The 16449-nt window shown below is 71.8% G+C and carries 13 protein-coding genes; 12 read left to right on the top strand and 1 reads right to left on the bottom strand.

All coding sequences use genetic code 11. The annotated features are described in order from the left end of the window. Window positions 1-2: 2 nt before the first annotated feature. A complete protein-coding gene (locus A4U64_RS25795) occupies window positions 3-1187 on the bottom strand; it encodes an ROK family protein (protein ID WP_006944094.1) in 1185 nt (394 codons plus the stop codon). 168 nt (window positions 1188-1355) lie between these two features. On the opposite strand from A4U64_RS25795, the gene zwf reads away from it, so the two are divergent. From zwf to A4U64_RS25735, 12 genes are all read left to right on the top strand, one after another. Continuing rightward, complete coding sequence (gene zwf / locus A4U64_RS25790; RefSeq protein ID WP_006944101.1) at window positions 1356-2819, top strand: glucose-6-phosphate dehydrogenase; 1464 nt, start codon at window positions 1356-1358, stop codon at window positions 2817-2819. After that, entirely contained in the window at window positions 2816-4648 is a 1833-nt protein-coding gene (gene edd, locus A4U64_RS25785; protein ID WP_006944103.1) for a phosphogluconate dehydratase, read from the top strand. Before zwf ends, edd begins: the two co-directional genes overlap by 4 nt. An 11-nt stretch (window positions 4649-4659) precedes the next feature. Beyond that, a complete protein-coding gene (gene eda / locus A4U64_RS25780; RefSeq protein WP_006944104.1) occupies window positions 4660-5283 on the top strand; it encodes a bifunctional 4-hydroxy-2-oxoglutarate aldolase/2-dehydro-3-deoxy-phosphogluconate aldolase in 624 nt (207 codons plus the stop codon). Window positions 5284-5468: 185 nt separating this feature from the next. Continuing rightward, window positions 5469-6635, top strand: a complete 1167-nt coding sequence (locus A4U64_RS25775; RefSeq protein WP_006944105.1) for an ROK family transcriptional regulator — start codon at window positions 5469-5471, stop codon at window positions 6633-6635. Between the two features lie 213 nt (window positions 6636-6848). Beyond that, complete coding sequence (locus A4U64_RS25770; protein ID WP_065923320.1) at window positions 6849-8291, top strand: sugar porter family MFS transporter; 1443 nt, start codon at window positions 6849-6851, stop codon at window positions 8289-8291. A gap of 44 nt (window positions 8292-8335) precedes the next feature. Further along, the gene (locus A4U64_RS25765; protein ID WP_006944107.1) at window positions 8336-9322 is read left to right on the top strand and encodes an ROK family glucokinase; all 987 of its coding nucleotides are present in this window, start codon (window positions 8336-8338) and stop codon (window positions 9320-9322) included. A gap of 196 nt (window positions 9323-9518) precedes the next feature. Continuing rightward, entirely contained in the window at window positions 9519-10799 is a 1281-nt protein-coding gene (locus A4U64_RS25760) for a DUF6986 family protein (RefSeq protein WP_065923319.1), read from the top strand. Beyond that, window positions 10787-12121, top strand: coding sequence for an allantoinase AllB (gene allB / locus A4U64_RS25755; protein ID WP_006944109.1), 1335 nt, complete (start codon window positions 10787-10789; stop codon window positions 12119-12121). Before A4U64_RS25760 ends, allB begins: the two co-directional genes overlap by 13 nt. Further along, window positions 12118-13086, top strand: a complete 969-nt coding sequence (gene alc, locus A4U64_RS25750; protein ID WP_006944110.1) for an allantoicase — start codon at window positions 12118-12120, stop codon at window positions 13084-13086. Before allB ends, alc begins: the two co-directional genes overlap by 4 nt. 174 nt (window positions 13087-13260) lie before the next feature. Continuing rightward, on the top strand, window positions 13261-14643 hold the full coding sequence (locus tag A4U64_RS25745) for a uracil-xanthine permease family protein (RefSeq protein ID WP_006944112.1): 1383 nt from the start codon (window positions 13261-13263) through the stop codon (window positions 14641-14643). Next, entirely contained in the window at window positions 14624-15679 is a 1056-nt protein-coding gene (locus tag A4U64_RS25740; protein ID WP_006944114.1) for an isopenicillin N synthase family dioxygenase, read from the top strand. The genes A4U64_RS25745 and A4U64_RS25740 overlap by 20 nt, the downstream gene beginning before the upstream one ends. Then, complete coding sequence (locus A4U64_RS25735; protein ID WP_006944115.1) at window positions 15676-16446, top strand: alpha/beta fold hydrolase; 771 nt, start codon at window positions 15676-15678, stop codon at window positions 16444-16446. Before A4U64_RS25740 ends, A4U64_RS25735 begins: the two co-directional genes overlap by 4 nt. Window positions 16447-16449: the final 3 nt, after the last annotated feature.

Raw genomic sequence — 16449 nt, 5'->3', positions numbered from 1 at the left:
GATCAGCGGCCCCGCTCGGCCACCATCCGGTCCACGGCGCGCACGCTGAGCACCTGGTCGAGAGCCATGGAGGCGCAGCCGATCATCCCGGAGCGATCGCCGTGCGACCAGGGCAGGATCTGCAGGGCGCGGGTGGCCACGGACACCGCGTCGCGATAGAGGGTTTCGCGCAGTCCGGCGACGAACACGTCGTAGGCCTCGGCCATGTCGCCACCCACGACGAGCACCGCCGGGTCGAGGAGGTTGACGGCACCGGCGATCACCTCACCGATCCGCCGGCCGCTGTCCCGGATCATGCGGCGCGCCTCCGCATCCCCGCCGACGGCGAGGGCTACGACGTCGCGGATGTGGGTCACGTCCCGGCCCTGCTCCTGCAGGTCGCGGACCAGGGCCCAGCCCCCGGCGATCGCCTCGACGCAGCCGACGTCGCCGCAGCGGCACAGGACGCCCTGGGCGGCGGCGGTCTTGGTGTGCCCGATCTCGCCGGCCGCGCCCACCGCGCCGCGCTGCAGCACACCGCCCGACACGATGCCCGCGCCGAGGCCCGTGGACGCCTTGATGAGGAGCATGTCATCGAACTTCCGTCGTTCGCCGAGTCTTTCGGCGAGCACCATGACGTTCGCGTCGTTGTCGACGAACACCGGCGCTGCACCGAGGCCGGCGAGGAAGGGCTGCAACTCGACACCGTCCCAGCCGGCCATCATCGGCGAGTCGAGGCTGCAGCCGCGGACCGTGTCCACCGTGCCCGGCAGGCTCACCCCGATGCCGACGGTGCGGGGTGCGCCGGGACCGAGCGAGTCGCGCAGGTCGGTGAGGTGCGCGACGATCTTCGGCATCAGCTCGCCCGGGCTCGCCCCGATCTCCTGCTCGAGGTCCTCGGTCCGGAGCAGTTCCCCGGCGAGATCGCAGACGGCGAGCTGGGTGCGGCTGCGGCCGATCGCGCCGACGAGCACGATGCCCGCGCCGGCCCCGAAGGTGAGGGTGAGCGGTGGCCGCCCACCGGTGGAGGGCCCCTCCTCCGTTTCGACGACGAGGCCGAGGTCCTGGAGTGCCGCGACCCGGGCGGCGACGGCGGTGCGGGAGAGCCCGGTGTGGTGCCCGATCTCACTTCGGGTGGTCGCGGCGCCGGCGCGGACGAGGGCGAAGACCTCGCCCGCTGTGGCGGGCGCGCTGGAGGATCGGCTCATACCGCCATTGAACCAAGGAACCGCACCCGAGAGCGCCTCGTGCAGCCGCGGCGTGCTGCGTCGAACCGGACTTTGTTCTTAGAAATGCGTAAGTTTGTTGTTTCAGTGCGGAAGATGTTCTACGGTTGCCAGTGACAGCCCTCACCCCCTCATTCGGGAGGACAAGCCATGTCACCCGCCTCTCCCTGTACCGTCGTCGTCTTCGGCGGCACCGGCGACCTCGCCGTCCGTAAGCTCCTGCCCGCCCTCTACCTGCGCGATCACGACGGCCAGTTGCCGCCCGGCAGCCGGATCGTCGGCGCCGCGCGCGCCGGCCTCGACACCGACGGCTACCGCGACAAGGTCCGCGGCGAGCTCGCACGCTTCGTACCCGCCCACCTGCTGGATGCCGGCACCCTCACGCGGTTCCTGGACCGCCTCGACTACGTGAGCGTCGACTTCGCAGGCGGGGACGACTGGTCCGCCCTGCGCGACGTCCTGGCCCCGGACTCCGTGCGCGTGTTCTACCTCGCTTGCGCCCCTTCGCTGTTCGGGCCGATCTCCCATCACCTCGCCCGGCACGGACTCGTCGAGCCGACGTCGCGGGTGGTGCTCGAGAAGCCCATCGGCCGCGACCTCGCATCCGCCCGCGCGATCAACGACGCGGTCGGCGAGGTGTTCGACGAGTCGCAGATCTTCCGCATCGACCACTACCTCGGCAAGGAGAGTGTCCAGAACCTGCTGGTCACCCGGTTCGCCAACACCCTGCTCGAGCCGCTGTGGAACTCGACGTGGATCGACCACGTGCAGATCACCGTCTCCGAATCCCTCGGCGTGGGCACCCGCGGCGGCTACTACGACACCTCCGGGGCGCTGCGCGACATGCTGCAGAACCACCTGCTGCAGGTGCTGTGCCTGGTGGCGATGGAACCGCCGACGGTCGTCGACCGCGAGACCGTGCGCGACGAGAAACTCAAGGTGCTGCAGGCACTGCGGCCGATGACGCCCGACGACGTCGAAAGATTCACCGTCACCGGGCAATACGGACCCGGATTGGTCGACGGCGGTGCCGTGCCCGGGTATCGCGACGAGGTGGAGAACCCGGACAGCCGCACCGAGACCTTCGTCGCGGTGCGCGCGGAGGTGCGCAACTGGCGCTGGGCCGGCGTGCCGTTCTACCTGCGCACCGGCAAGCGTCTCGAGAAGCGCAGTTCCGAGATCGTGGTGCAGTTCAAGGACGTTCCGCACCCGATGTTCCCCCGGGCCGAGGGCGCCACCGAACCCAATCGCCTGGTGATCCGGCTGCAGCCCGACGAGGGCATCTGCCTGCACATGACCGCCAAGGAACCCGGGCCCGGCGGGATCCGCCTGCGTCCGGTGTCGCTGGATCTGAACTACGTGGACGCGTTCGACCGTCCGTCCCCCGACGCGTACGAGCGGCTGCTGATGGACGTGGTGCGGGGTGACCCGACCCTGTTCATGCGCCGCGACGAGGTCGAGACCGCGTGGGCATGGGTCGAGCCGATCCTGCAGACCTGGGACCGCACCGGCCGGGTGCCGCGCCGCTACCCGGCGGGTACGTCCGGCCCCACCGACGCGATCACCCTCATCGAGCGCGACGGCCGCGCCTGGTACGAAGGACCTTCCTCATGAGCCACGTCCATCCCGTTCTCGCCCGGGTCACCGACCGCATCGTCCGGCGCAGCCGGGCCGAGCGTGCCGCCTACCTCGAGCGGCTGCGCGCCGCCGCCGACAAGGGGCCTGCCCGCGGGCGCCTCGCGTGCGCCAACCTGGCCCACGGATTCGCCGCGGCCGAGCCCGCCGACAAGTCCGCGCTGCGCGGGCTGGTGAAGCCGAACATCGCGATCGTCTCGTCCTACAACGACATGCTCTCGGCGCACCGGCCCTTCGAGGAGTACCCGGCGCGGCTGAAGGCCGCGGTCCTCGAGGCGGGCGGCATCGCACAGTTCGCCGGCGGCGTCCCGGCCATGTGCGACGGCATCACCCAGGGCCGCGACGGCATGCAGCTGTCGCTGTTCAGCCGCGACGTCATCGCGATGTCCACCGCTATCGCGTTGTCGCACGACATGTTCGACGGCGCGCTCATGCTCGGGGTCTGCGACAAGATCGTCCCCGGCATGCTGATCGGCGCCCTGGGCTTCGGGCACCTGCCGACGGTGTTCGTCCCGGCCGGGCCGATGACGTCGGGGCTGCCCAACGGCGAGAAGGCCCGGGTGCGGCAGCTCTACGCGGAGGGCCGCGCTCGACGCGAAGACCTGCTCGAGGCCGAGGCCGCGTCCTATCACGGCGCCGGCACGTGCACGTTCTTCGGCACCGCGAACTCCAATCAGCTGCTGATGGAGGTGATGGGCCTGCACCTGCCCGGCGCGAGCTTCGTCAACCCGGGCACCGAGCTGCGGGACGCGCTCACCGACGAGGCCGCGCGCCGCGTCACCGGCCTCACCGCGCTCGGCTCCGCCTTCACCCCGGTCGGGGAGGTCGTCGACGAGCGGGCCGTCGTCAACGGCTGCGTCGCACTGCTCGCCACCGGCGGCTCCACCAATCACACGATGCACCTGGTGGCGATCGCGCGGGCCGCGGGCATCACGCTCACGTGGCGCGACCTGGCGGACCTGTCGGCCGTCGTGCCGCTGCTCGCCCGGATCTACCCCAACGGCGCGGCCGACGTGAACCACTTCCACGCCGCCGGCGGGCTCGGTGTCGTCGTCTCGGAACTGCTCTCGGCGGGCCTGCTGCACGACGACGTCACCACCGTCGCCGGCCCCGGTCTGCACCGGTACACGCAGGAGCCGCGGCTGCGCGACGGGACGCTGCAGTGGGAGACCGGGCCGTCCGAGAGCCTCGACCGCACCGTGCTGCGCGGCGTCGTGGACCCGTTCGCCGTGGACGGCGGGCTCAAGGTGCTCGACGGCAACCTCGGCGAGGCCGTGCTCAAGGTGTCCGCGGTCGCCCCGGAGCACCACATCGTCACCGCGCCGGCCCGGGTGTTCGACGACCAGGCCGACTTCCTCGCGGCCTTCGAGGCGGGCGAACTCGACCGCGACGTCGTGGCGGTGCTGCGTTACCAGGGTCCGCGCGCGAACGGAATGCCGGAGCTGCACAAGCTCACCCCCGCGCTGGGGGTGCTGCAGGACCGCGGGCGCCGGGTCGCGCTGGTGACCGACGGCCGGATGTCGGGCGCGTCCGGCAAGGTTCCCGCCGCCATCCACGTCACGCCCGAGGCCGCGGCCGGCGGCCCGCTCGCCCGCGTCCGCGACGGCGACCTGATCACCGTCGACGCCGTCGCCGGCTCGCTGTGCGTGCACCTGTCCGACGCCACACTCGCCGACCGCGTGGCGACCGGCCACGCCCCCACCGACGACGCCTGGACGGGCACGGGCCGGGAACTGTTCGCGGGCCTGCGGGCCGCCGTGGGCCCGGCCACCCTCGGCGCCAGCGTCTTCCAACCCAACCCCGCGTGAAGGAGACCCCGATGAGCCTGCTGGACGTGACCCCCGTCGTTCCCGTCGTCGTGATAGACGATGCCGCGGACGCGGTCCCGATCGCCCGGGCCCTCGTCGACGGCGGTGTGCCGATGATCGAGCTGACTCTGCGCACCCCGTGCGCCCTCGAGGCGATCGAGCGGATCGCCGCCGAGGTTCCCGAGATCACCGTCGGTGCCGGCACGATCGTCGAACCCGGCCAGGCCGCGCAGGCCGCGGCGGCCGGCGCGCGCTTCCTGGTGTCGCCGGGCGCGACGGAGTCGCTGCTGAAGGCCATGACCGACACGGGACTGCCCCACCTGCCGGGTGCCGCGACCGTCTCGGAGGTGCTGCTGCTCCTCGAACGCGGCTACCGCGAGATGAAGTTCTTTCCCGCGGAGGCCGCGGGGGGCACCCGGTTCCTCGCGGCCGTCCACTCCCCCGTGCCCGCGGCCCGGTTCTGCCCCACCGGCGGGATCTCGGTCGCAACCGCCCCCGACTACCTCGCGCTGCCCAACGTCGGCTGCGTGGGGGGCTCGTGGCTCACCCCCGCCGATGCGGTGCAGACCCGGGACTGGGCCCGGATCACCCGCCTCGCGCAGGTGACCACGAAACTACGCCTGGCCGAGGCGTAGGCCGACCGGGCTCGCCCCCGTCCTACTCGGACGCGACGGGGGCGAGCCCTCGTGCGTTGCTGGATCCGCGCGTTTCGCCGTCAGCCGCGACCAGCGCGCGTGACGCGCGCATCCGACCAGGCCGGTCGCAGATCTTCCGCGCCGGCCGGAGCGAGCGGAGGGCCGAGGGACGGTACCCTGGGCGGATGCGTGAGGACACCGACCACCCCGGCTCGCAGTCGTCGCTGCGGTCGGCCAATCAGCAACGGGTGGTTCGGGTTCTGCAGTCCGGTGGCGAACTCACCCAGGCGGAGATCGCCCGGCGCACCGGTCTGGCCCCGGCCACGGTGTCGAATCTGGTGCGGGAACTGACCACCAGCGGCCTGGTGGAGGTGGCCGCGGCCGAGCGCCCGGGCCAGCGGGGGCGGGCCGTGAAGCTCACCCGGTCGGCGGGCCTGGCCGTCGGAATCGATTTCGGGCACCGGCATCTCACTGTCGCCGTCGCCGACCTGTCGCACGAGATCCTCGCCGAGAAGCGGGTCGAGCTGGCGACCGGACATCGCGCCGAGGACGGGATAACAAGGGCCGGGGCACTTCTCGACGACGCCCTCGTCGAGCTCGGGTGCGGACGCGACGCCGTCGCGGCCGTCGGCATGGGCCTGCCCGCGCCGGTCGAGTCCGCCACGCACCGGATCGGCGGGCCGTCGATCCTGCCGGGCTGGGTGGGCGTCGACCCGGCCGCACTGGCCGCCGAGCGGCTCGCGCTTCCCGTCCACGTCGACAACGACGCCAATCTCGGTGCGCTGGCCGAGCACATCTGGGGTGCCGGGTGCGGCGTGGACGACCTGGCCTACATCAAGCTGTCCGACGGCGTCGGCGCCGGACTGGTGCTGGACGGGCGGCTGTACCGGGGCCGCGCCGGCACGGCCGGCGAGATCGGCCACACCTCCCTCGACGAGTTCGGCCAGGTGTGCCGGTGCGGCAACCGCGGCTGCCTCGAGACGATGGTGGCCTCGCACGTGGTGATCGGGCTGCTCGAGCCGAGCCGGGGGCCCGGCCTGACGATCGCGGACGTGGTGGCACTCGCCGAGGCCGGCGACGCCGGGTGTGCCCGGGTGCTCGCGGACACCGGCCGCCACGTCGGGGTCGCGGCGGCGAGCCTGTGCAACCTGCTCAATCCGCAGCTCCTCCTGATCGGCGGCGAACTCGCCCTGGCGGGAGAGCTGCTGCTCGAGCCCCTGCGTCGCGCGATCGAGCGGTACGCGGTGCCCAGCGCCGCGCGCACCGTGCAGGTACGGACGGCGGCGCTCGGCGCCCGGGCCCAGGTACTCGGGGCGGTCGCCCTGGGACTGCGCGCGGCCAGCCCCCGCTGAAGATCATCTTCGAGGCTTCGGCGCCGACTCACGTCCAGAACTAGGTTCAAATTCGAACATAGGTAGCGTCTCAAGACGCTTTTTTCATTCATTTCTTGACGACTGACGCCGCTTCGTCCTACTGTGGTCCAGCACACAGTTCGCGTGACCGCCGCCACTCGCCTCCCGGAACGGGACCGCCGCGGCCGGGTCCCGCCGCCCACGAGGAGTCCCATGAGTAACCACGTCGCGCTCCCGACCGTCCCCGACACCGGACCGGACACCGCCGGCGCCCCGGTGCCGGTCCGCATCGCCGCCATCGCCGCGCTCGGCGGCCTGTTGTTCGGCTTCGACAGCGCCGTCATCAACGGTGCCGTGTCGGCCATCGAATCCCGGTTCGCCGTCTCGTCCGCCGTCCTCGGCTTCGCGGTCGCCTCGGCCCTGCTCGGCGCGGCCGGCGGCGCCGTCCTCGCCGGCCGCATCGCGGACCGCTACGGCCGGCTCACCACCATGCAGGTCGCCGCCGCGATGTTCCTGGTCAGCGCGCTGGGCACCGGATTCGCCTTCAACGTCGAAACTCTCGTCCTGTTCCGCATCGTCGGCGGTGTCGGCGTCGGACTCGCCTCCGTCATCGCCCCCGCCTACATCGCCGAGATCTCCCCCGCCCGGGTACGCGGTCGCCTGGGATCGCTGCAGCAGCTCGCGATCGTCGTCGGCATCTTCGCCGCTCTGCTCGTCGACTACGCCCTCGCCGCCCTCGCGGGTGGCTCCCGCGAGGAACTGTGGTTCGGGCTCGAGGCGTGGCGCTGGATGTTCCTGTCCATGACCGTTCCCGCCCTCGTGTACGGATTCCTGACGCTCACCATCCCGGAGTCCCCGCGCTATCTCGTCGCGAAGGGCCGCATCGGGGAGGCCCGCGGCATCCTCGGCACGCTGCTCGGCGAGCAGGGCATCGACCTGCGCATCGAATCGATCCGCGCCACCCTCGGCCACGAGCGCACCCCGTCGCTGCGCGACCTGAGGGGACCCGCGCTGGGCCTGCTGCCCATCGTGTGGATCGGCATCGGGCTGTCGGTGTTCCAGCAGTTCGTCGGCATCAACGTGATCTTCTACTACTCCAGCATCCTCTGGCAGGCAGTGGGATTCGACGAGAACAGCTCCCTCGTCATCACCGTCGTCACGTCCGTGGTCAACATCGCCACCACCCTCGTGGCCATCGCGTTCGTCGACCGCATCGGACGCCGGCCCCTGCTGATCATCGGCTCGGGCGGCATGGCCGTCACCCTCACCACGATGGCCGTCGTCTTCGCCACCGCCTCCACCACCGTCGTCGACGGTGTGACCACCCCGCACCTGACCGGACTGCAGGGACCGATCGCGCTGATCGCCGCGAACCTGTTCGTCGTCGCGTTCGGCATGTCGTGGGGACCGGTCGTGTGGGTCCTGCTCGGCGAGGCCTTCCCCAACCGGATCCGCGCGGCGGCACTGTCGCTCGCCGCCGGCGCGCAGTGGGCGGCCAACTGGGTCATCACCGTGAGCTTCCCCGCCATGAAGGAACTGTCGCTGGGGCTGTCGTACGGCTTCTACGCCGTGTGCGCGGTGCTGTCGCTGCTGTTCGTCCTGCGCTGGGTCAAGGAGACCAAGGGCCGCGAACTCGAGGACATGGACGCCGCCTGAATCCCGGGCACCCCGGTAACAGAACAGTCAGGGAGAGAACAGACATGGCACTGACCATCGGAATCGACGTGGGCGGCACCAAGGTCGCCGCCGGCGTGGTCGACGAACACGGCACCCTGCACGCCCGGCTCCGCCGCGCCACCCCGTCGGACGACCCCGCCCGCACCGAGGACGTCGTCGCCGACGTGGTCCGCGAACTCCGCGCCGCGCACGACGTGTGCGCGGTGGGCATCGGCGCCGCCGGATTCGTCGCGTCCGATCGCCGTACCGTGCTGTTCGCCCCCAACCTCGCGTGGCGCGGCGAACCGCTCGGCGAGGCCGTCGAGGCCGCGTGCGGGCTGCCGACCGTCGTCGAGAACGACGCCAACGCCGCCGCCTGGGGCGAGGCACGCTTCGGCGCCGGCCGGGGTGCCCGCACCGCGATCGTGCTCACCGTCGGCACCGGCATCGGCGGTGGTCTGATCATCGACGGCGCCCTGCACCGCGGAGCCTCGGGGCTGGCCGCGGAACTCGGCCATCTCAACGTCGAGCCGCACGGCCGTCGCTGCGGGTGCGGGAACCACGGCTGCTGGGAGCGTTACGCCAGCGGGCGGGCCCTGGTGCGGGAGGCGCAGGAGATCGCGAGCGTCTCGCCCGCGCTCGCCGGCCGGCTGCTCGAGCTGGCCGGCGGGCGCGCCGAGCAGATTACCGGGCACCACGTCACCACCGCCGCCCGCGAGGGCGACGCCGCCGCGCTCGAGTGCTTCCGCACGATCGGCACGTGGCTCGGGCACGGCATGGCGGACCTCGCCGCGTTCCTCGACCCGGAGGTGTTCGTCCTCGGCGGCGGTGTGTGCGAGGCCGGCGAACTGCTGCGCGGGCCCGCCGTCGCCACGTTCGCCCAGCGGCTGACCGGACGCGGGCACCGCCCGGCCGCCCCGGTGCGGCTGGCCGAGCTCGGCCCCGACGCCGGGATCGTCGGCGCCGCTGACCTGGCCCGGCGCCGCACGGATCTGTCGGCCACGCGCCTCGATCTCTCGGCCGCCGGCTGAGCACCCGCCCGGGTGGGGCGAGCGAATGTATCACCGACTCGGACTGAGGAGGTGAGCGATACATTCGCTCGCCGCACGCGGTCCACCGCGTAACACCGTCGTTACCGCGGTTAACCGTTCGCTTGACACGACGCCACTACCGTCGGCGGAGCCACGCGTATACAGCCGTGGATACAGACGACGGGAGTGTGCAGCGGTGGACGGACTCGAACGGCTCCACGCCTCGCTCGACGCGACGCTCGGGCCCGTCGACGCCGCGTACGCCACCGCCTATCCCGGGACGACACCGGCGCGGCAACCCGTGCACACCGTGTACGTGCCGGCCCACCGGTACGACGCGACGACCGTCGCCGAGTGGGGTGCACACGCCCGCCGGGTGCTCGACGAGAACTGCTCCGGCCCCGGCGACCTGGCCGGCGTGACGGGGATCGAACCGGAGCTCGCCGAACAGGTCCTACCGCTCGTGCGGGCCAAGCTCGGCACCGAGCCGATCGAAGATCTGCGCATCGACTTCGAGGACGGATTCCCCCAGACGGACGTGCCCGGCCCGCACCGCGACGCCGACGAGGACGCCCACGTCGCCCGGGCCGCCACCGTTCTCGCCGGCAATCCCTCCGCCACCCCGTTCGTGGGGCTGCGCTTCAAGTGTCTCGAGCCCGCCACCCGCCGTCGCGGGATCCGCACGCTCGACGCCTTCGTCGGTGCTCTCGTCGAGAAGACCTCCGCTCCGGACTGTTTCGTCGTGACCCTGCCCAAGGTGACTGCACCCGAGCAGGTCTCCGCGATGGTCACCGTGTGCGAGCACCTCGAGCGTGCGCACGGGCTCGCCGTTCCCCTGCGGTTCGAGATCCAGATCGAGACCCCGCAGGCGATCTGCGGTCCCGACGGCACCGCGCAGGTGGCGCGGATGCTGCACGCCGCCGCGGGCCGTTGCGCGGGACTGCACTACGGCACCTACGACTACTCCGCCGCGTGCGGCATCGCCGCCGAATACCAGGCCATGGACCACCCCGTCGCCGACCACGCCAAGGCCACCATGCAGGTGGCCGCCGCCGGCACCGGCGTACCCCTGTCCGACGGATCCACCAACCGCCTCCCCGTCGGCACCCGCGAACAGATCCGGGCCGCGTGGGGCCTGCACGCCCGGCTGGTGGAGCGGTCGCTGCGCCGCGGGTTCTACCAGGGCTGGGACCTGCACCCCGCGCAACTGCCCACCCGCTATGCCGCGACGTTCGCGTTCTACCGCCGTTCGTTCCCCACCGCGGCGGCCCGCGTCGCCGCCTACCTGTCGCCGGGGCGTGACTCCGGTTATCTCGACGAACCCGCGACGGCCCGAGCCCTGGCCACGTTCCTGCTCCGCGGCCTCGCCTGCGGAGCCCTCACCGAGACCGAGGTCCGCGACCGCGCGGAGACCACGCCGGACCGGCTGACGCGGCTCGCGGGCCGACAGGAAGGACCTACCGGATGCCCACCGTGATCCGCACGCGACGCGCCGTCGTCGGCGACCGCGAACACCCCTGCTCGGTCGTGCTCCGGGACGGGCGCATCGCCGCGATCGGGGCCTACGACGCCCCTGCCCCCGCGGGCGCCGAGGAGTTCGTCCTCGCCGACGACGAGGCTCTTCTGCCCGGTCTGGTCGACACGCACGTGCACATCAACGACCCCGGCCGCACCGAGTGGGAGGGATTCGCGACCGCGACCCGCGCGGCCGCCGCGGGCGGCGTCACCACCGTCGTGGACATGCCGCTCAACTCCGTGCCGGCCACCGTCGACGTCGCTGCGCTGGAGGTCAAGAAGAAGGTTGCCGCCGAACAGATCTCGGTCGACGTCGGATTCTGGGGCGGCGCCGTGCCGGGCAACCTCGCCGACCTCGAACCGCTCTGGGACGCGGGCGTGTACGGCTTCAAGTGCTTCCTCGCCCATTCCGGGCTGGACGAGTATCCGCCGCTCGACCGGGACCAGATGTTCGCCGCGATGCGCACGATCGCGGGCTTCGGGGGCCTGCTCATCGTCCACGCCGAGGACGGGCCCACCCTCGACGCCCAGCCGCCGGCCGCGGGCCGCCGGTACGCCGGCTTCCTGCGGTCGCGTCCGCCGGCCGCGGAGTCGCGGGCCGTCGCCCAGGTGCTCGAGGGCGCCCGGGAAACGGGTTGCCGCACCCACATTCTGCACCTGTCCGACGCCGGGAGCCTGCCGCTGATCGCGCAGGCCAAGGCCGACGGCGTGCCCGTCACCGTCGAGACGTGCCCCCACTACCTGTCGCTGTTCAGCGAGGAGATCCTGGACGGTGCGACCCATTTCAAATGCTGCCCGCCGATCCGCGAGGCGAGCAACCGGGAAGACCTGTGGCGCGGCCTCGCCGAGGGCACGATCGACGCGGTGGTCTCGGACCACTCGCCGTGCGTGCCGGAACTGAAGAAGTTCGCGACCGGAGACTTCGCCGAGGCGTGGGGCGGCATCTCGTCGCTGCAGCTCGGCCTGCCGATCGTGTGGTCCCAGGCCAGGCGCCGCGGCCACACCCTGACGGAGGTGACCCGATGGATGGCCCGAGGCCCCCGCGACCTGGTGGGCATGACCGACCGGGGCGAGATCGCGATCGGCAACGTCGCGGACTTCTGCGTCCTCGCCCCCGACGACGCGTTCGTCGTCTTCCCCGAACGCCTGCACCACCGCAACGCCGTCACCCCCTATGCCGAGACCGCGCTTGCCGGGGTGGTCCGCGGGACGTGGCTCGGCGGCCGCCCCGTGGGCCGGACGCCGCGCGGGCGCCTGCTCGACCGTGAGAGGACGAACCCGTGACCGACCCCGCCTTCCTGCAGCTGCCCGACCTCGCGTCCCGGACCCTCGCCGGCTCCGTGGTGTACGCCAACGACGAACTGTTCGCCCAGCGGGAGAATCTCGTCACCCCGGAACCCCCGGCCTTCGACACCGGGGACTTCGGGCACAAGGGCAAGGTGTACGACGGCTGGGAGACCCGTCGGCGCCGCGAACCCGGCCACGACTTCGCGATCGTCCGGCTCGGGGTGCCCGGAGTCGTGCGCGGCGTGGTGATCGACACCGCATGGTTCACCGGCAACTACCCGCCGTTCGCCTCGGTGGACGCCGTCGAGGCGGAGGGGTATCCGACACCGGACCAGCTGCTCGCGGCGCCGTGGCAGCCGATCCTCGACAAGGTGGCCCTCGCCGGGGACACCGCCAACACCTTCGCGGTCGACAGCGAATTCCGATGGACACACCTGCGGCTCAACATCTTTCCCGACGGTGGGGTGGCCCGGCTGCGGGTGCACGGCGAGCCCCGGCCCGACCCGGCGTTCCTCACCGGGACGATCGACCTCGCCGCGCTCGAGCACGGGGCCGACGTGGTGGACTGCTCGAACCGCTTCTACTCGTCCCCGCGCAACATCATCGCCCCCGGCCGGGCGCGGCACATGGGCGAGGGCTGGGAGAACGCCCGCCGCCGCGACGGCGGCAACGACCATGTGGTGGTGCGCCTGGCCGGGGAGGGCCACGTCGACCACGTCGAAATCGACACCTCGTACTTCGTCGGCAACGCCCCCGGGTGGGCACGACTGATCGGAATCCCGGACGGCGCAGCGCTCTCCGACGAATCCGCGTGGGTCGAGCTCGTGCCGCGGACGGCACTGCTGCCCGACTGCCGGCACCGGTTCCGCGTCGACGCGGCCGTGCCGTTGCGGCACGTGCGGCTCGACGTCTACCCCGACGGGGGCATCGCCCGGCTGCGCGTGCACGGGCGGCTGACGTAGGCGGTGCGTCCTTTGGGTGGCGGCAACAGCCCAAAGGGCACACCGGCGGCGTCAGCCGCCGGCGGTGAGAAATTGATTACCTGCGCGAAACGTGGTGGCTGTCGTCCGTAAAGGCGCTGGGCTAGAACTGTATTCATCACCGTATACAGCCTTGTGTCCCGGACGGAGCCCTCCATGGCAACAGCCCATCCCGTCGACACCCGACTGCCCTTCGGGCGGCAGTTGGCGTTCGGCATCCAGCACGTCCTGATCATGTACACCGGATGCATCACCGTCCCACTGGTCTTCGGCGCCGCCGTGGGTCTCGACCGCGAGACCGTCGCGATGCTCATCAACGCCGACCTGCTGATCGCCGGCCTGATCACGATCATCCAGAGCCTCGGCGTCGGCAAACTCGCCGGCGTCCGACTGCCCATCGTCTGCGGCGCCACCTTCGCCGGGCTGACCCCGATGATCCTCATCGCCGAGGAATACGGCCTGCAGGCGGTGTACGGGTCGATGCTCGTCGGTGGCATCGTCGGTCTGGCCTTGGCGTGGCCGTTCGCGAAGGTGATCAAGTTCTTCCCACCGCTCGTGACCGGCGCCGTGCTCACCGTCGTCGGCATCTCCCTCATCGGTGTCGCCGGTGGGCTCATCGTCGGCACCGATCCCACCGCGCCCACGTTCGCCGATCCCGCGAACATCGCTCTCGCCGTGGCGGTCATGGCCGTCGCCATCGGATTCATCTGCCTCGGCCGCGGGATCTGGACGCAGCTCGGTGTGCTGATCGCCCTGCTCGTGGGCACCGTCGCCGCGCTGCCGATGGGCCTGATCGACCTCGGCGGTGTCTCCGGTTCCGCGTGGCTCGGTGTGCCCACTCCCTTCCACTTCGGTGGGCCCGAATTCCCGATCACCGCCGTCGTCGCCATGAGCATCGTGATGGCCGTCGTGTTCGCCGAGTCGACGGCGAGCATGCTCGCCGTCAGCGAGATCACCGGCAAGCCCGTCACCAAATCCGACATCGCCCGCGGCCTCGCCGGCGACGGCCTGTCCGGCATCTTCGGCGGCATCTTCAACGCGTTCGTCGACACGGTGTTCACGCAGAATGTCGGTGCCGTCGCCACCACCCGCGTCTACAGCCGCTACGTCACCGCCACCAGCGGCGTCATCCTCGTCGTGCTGGGTGCGCTGCCCAAGGTCGGCTCGGTCGTCGCCGCACTGCCCAAGCCCGTCGTCGGCGGGGTGGGCCTGATCCTGTTCGCCACCGTCGCCGTCGTCGGCATCAACACCCTGCGCAAGGTGGACCTCTCCGACCGGATCAACACCACCATCGCCGCGGTCGCCGTGGGCATCGGCCTCGTCCCCGAACTCGCGGAAGGCATGTTCGACAAGTTCCCGTCCGCCGCGCAGATCCTGCTCGGCAGTGGCATCACCCTCGCGGCGATCACCGCGTTCTCGCTCAACCTGCTGTTCAACCACACCAGGCTCGGCGCCGCGGCCCGGCGATCCGCCGATGGCACCCCCGGAACCGAAAGCGACCAGATCACAGGAGAATCCGTTGTCCCTGCCCACGCGTGAGCCCTTCGAGGTCCCGACGATCGACATCGGTCCGTATGTGACCGGCGGCGGGGACTCCGACCGACTCCGGATCGCCGAACAGATGGACGAGGCCTGCAGCCGCGTCGGATTCGTGCAGATCCTCGGTCACGGCATCCCCGGGACGATCCTCGACGACTTCACCACCGCCCTCGACGATTTCTTCGCCCTCCCGCGCGAGACGAAGAACCGCTACCGCGTCGCCGGCGCCAACCGCGGCTACAGTCCGCCGAAGAGCGAGTCGCTGAGCCTGAGCCTCGGGGTGGAATCCGCCGGGCGGATGAACGACTTCTTCGAGGCGTTCAACATCGGCACCGAGGCACGCTCGTTCCCCGAAGTGTCGCTGCCGGAGGAGGACTACGGTCTCAACGTGTGGCCGGACGTGCCCGGATTCCGGGCGGCGGTGCAGAATTACCGGGCGCACGCCGCGCGGGTGGCCCGCACCCTCACCCGCATCTTCGCCGACGCGCTGGGCCGGGAGCCGGACTTCTTCGACACGCTCACCGACCACTCCATCGACGTGCTGCGGATGAACAACTACGCCCTGCCCGAAGGCACCGTCCGGCTCGACGGCGAACTCACCGGCATGGGAGAGCACACCGACTTCGGTCTGGTGACCGTGCTGTGGGCCGACCGCGTCGCCGGACTACAGGTGCTCGGCGGTGACGGCGTCTGGCACGACGTCGCCCCGATCGAGGGCGGCCTGCTCGTCAACCTCGGAGATCTGACGGCGCGGCTGACGGGCGACCGCTGGATGTCGACACTGCACCGCGTCAAGCCGCCGATCGTCGACGGCACCATCGTGCGCCGCCGCTCGGCCGCGTTCTTCCACGACGGCAACGTCGACGCGGTGATCGCCACGCTCCCCGAGTTCGCCGGCGACGAGTGCTACGAGCCCATCACCGTGCGCGAGCACATCAGAGCCAAGCTGGCCGGGTCGCGGCAGGGCCGGGCCAACACCGCCGCCGTCCGTGAGGCGGCCCGCGTGCTCGCCGCCGCGGGGCGGGACCTGCCGTGACACACGTCGTGCTGGTGCACGGGGCCTGGGCAGGGGCCTGGGTGTGGGACACCGTGCTGGGTCCGCTGCGCGCCGCGGGGTTCACTCCGCACGCGCTGGATCTACCGGGCGCCGGCACGTGGGGCGCGACCGACGTCACCCTCGACGACGTCGCCGGCCACGTCGCCGCGCACGTCACCACGCTCGACGGCCCGGTGTTCCTCGTCGGGCACTCGGGCGGCGGCATCGTCGTCACCCAGGTGGCGGAGCAGCTCCCCGACCGTATCGCCGGGGTGGTGTACGTCGCGGGCATGATGCTGCCGTCGGGCACCGGGTTCGGGCAGCTGTGCGACGCCCTCGGTCTCGCACCACCGGTCGGGATCTCGCGGTGGCTGCGGCCCACGGCCGACGGACGGGGCACCGTGGTGCCCCCGGAAGCGGGGGCGGCGGTGTTCTTCCACGAAGCCGCCCCGGCCGACGCCGTCGCCGCCGCGCGCCGGCTCGTCCCGCAGCTCGAGACGGCCCGCCTCATGGCGCCGGCCTGGACACCGGAGCGGTTCGGGACCGTGCCCCGGCTGTACGTCGAGGCCACCCTCGACCGCACCGTCCCGCTGGTCGCCCAGCGCGAGATGCAGCGGCTCGTGCCCGGGGCCCGGGTGATCACGCTGGACACCGATCACGCGCCGCAGCTGTCGGCCCGCGACGAGCTGGTGGACGGCATTCGGCAATGGTGCCTTTCCGGACTTCCGGAGCTCCGAAAGGACGCCACGGCAGCGGCGCTGCCATAGGCT

Origin of the sequence: Rhodococcus sp. WB1, assembly GCF_001700945.1 — a bacterium.
Lineage (GTDB): Bacteria > Actinomycetota > Actinomycetes > Mycobacteriales > Mycobacteriaceae > Rhodococcus > Rhodococcus aetherivorans.
The sequence above is the reverse complement of the archived record's forward strand: the minus strand, read 5'-3'. Positions and strand labels throughout refer to the sequence as shown.

Excerpts from the sequence above, each read along its gene's own strand:
- A4U64_RS25745 (WP_006944112.1), top strand. The coding sequence starts at position 13,261 with ATGGCAACAGCCCATCCCGTCGACACCCGACTGCCCTTCGGGCGGCAG.
- A4U64_RS25775 (WP_006944105.1), top strand. The coding sequence starts at position 5,469 with ATGCGTGAGGACACCGACCACCCCGGCTCGCAGTCGTCGCTGCGGTCG.
- A4U64_RS25765 (WP_006944107.1), top strand. The coding sequence starts at position 8,336 with ATGGCACTGACCATCGGAATCGACGTGGGCGGCACCAAGGTCGCCGCC.
- A4U64_RS25770 (WP_065923320.1), top strand. The coding sequence starts at position 6,849 with ATGAGTAACCACGTCGCGCTCCCGACCGTCCCCGACACCGGACCGGAC.
- A4U64_RS25795 (WP_006944094.1), bottom strand. The coding sequence starts at position 1,187 with ATGAGCCGATCCTCCAGCGCGCCCGCCACAGCGGGCGAGGTCTTCGCC.
- allB (WP_006944109.1), top strand. The coding sequence starts at position 10,787 with ATGCCCACCGTGATCCGCACGCGACGCGCCGTCGTCGGCGACCGCGAA.
- eda (WP_006944104.1), top strand. The coding sequence starts at position 4,660 with ATGAGCCTGCTGGACGTGACCCCCGTCGTTCCCGTCGTCGTGATAGAC.
- zwf (WP_006944101.1), top strand. The coding sequence starts at position 1,356 with ATGTCACCCGCCTCTCCCTGTACCGTCGTCGTCTTCGGCGGCACCGGC.
- edd (WP_006944103.1), top strand. The coding sequence starts at position 2,816 with ATGAGCCACGTCCATCCCGTTCTCGCCCGGGTCACCGACCGCATCGTC.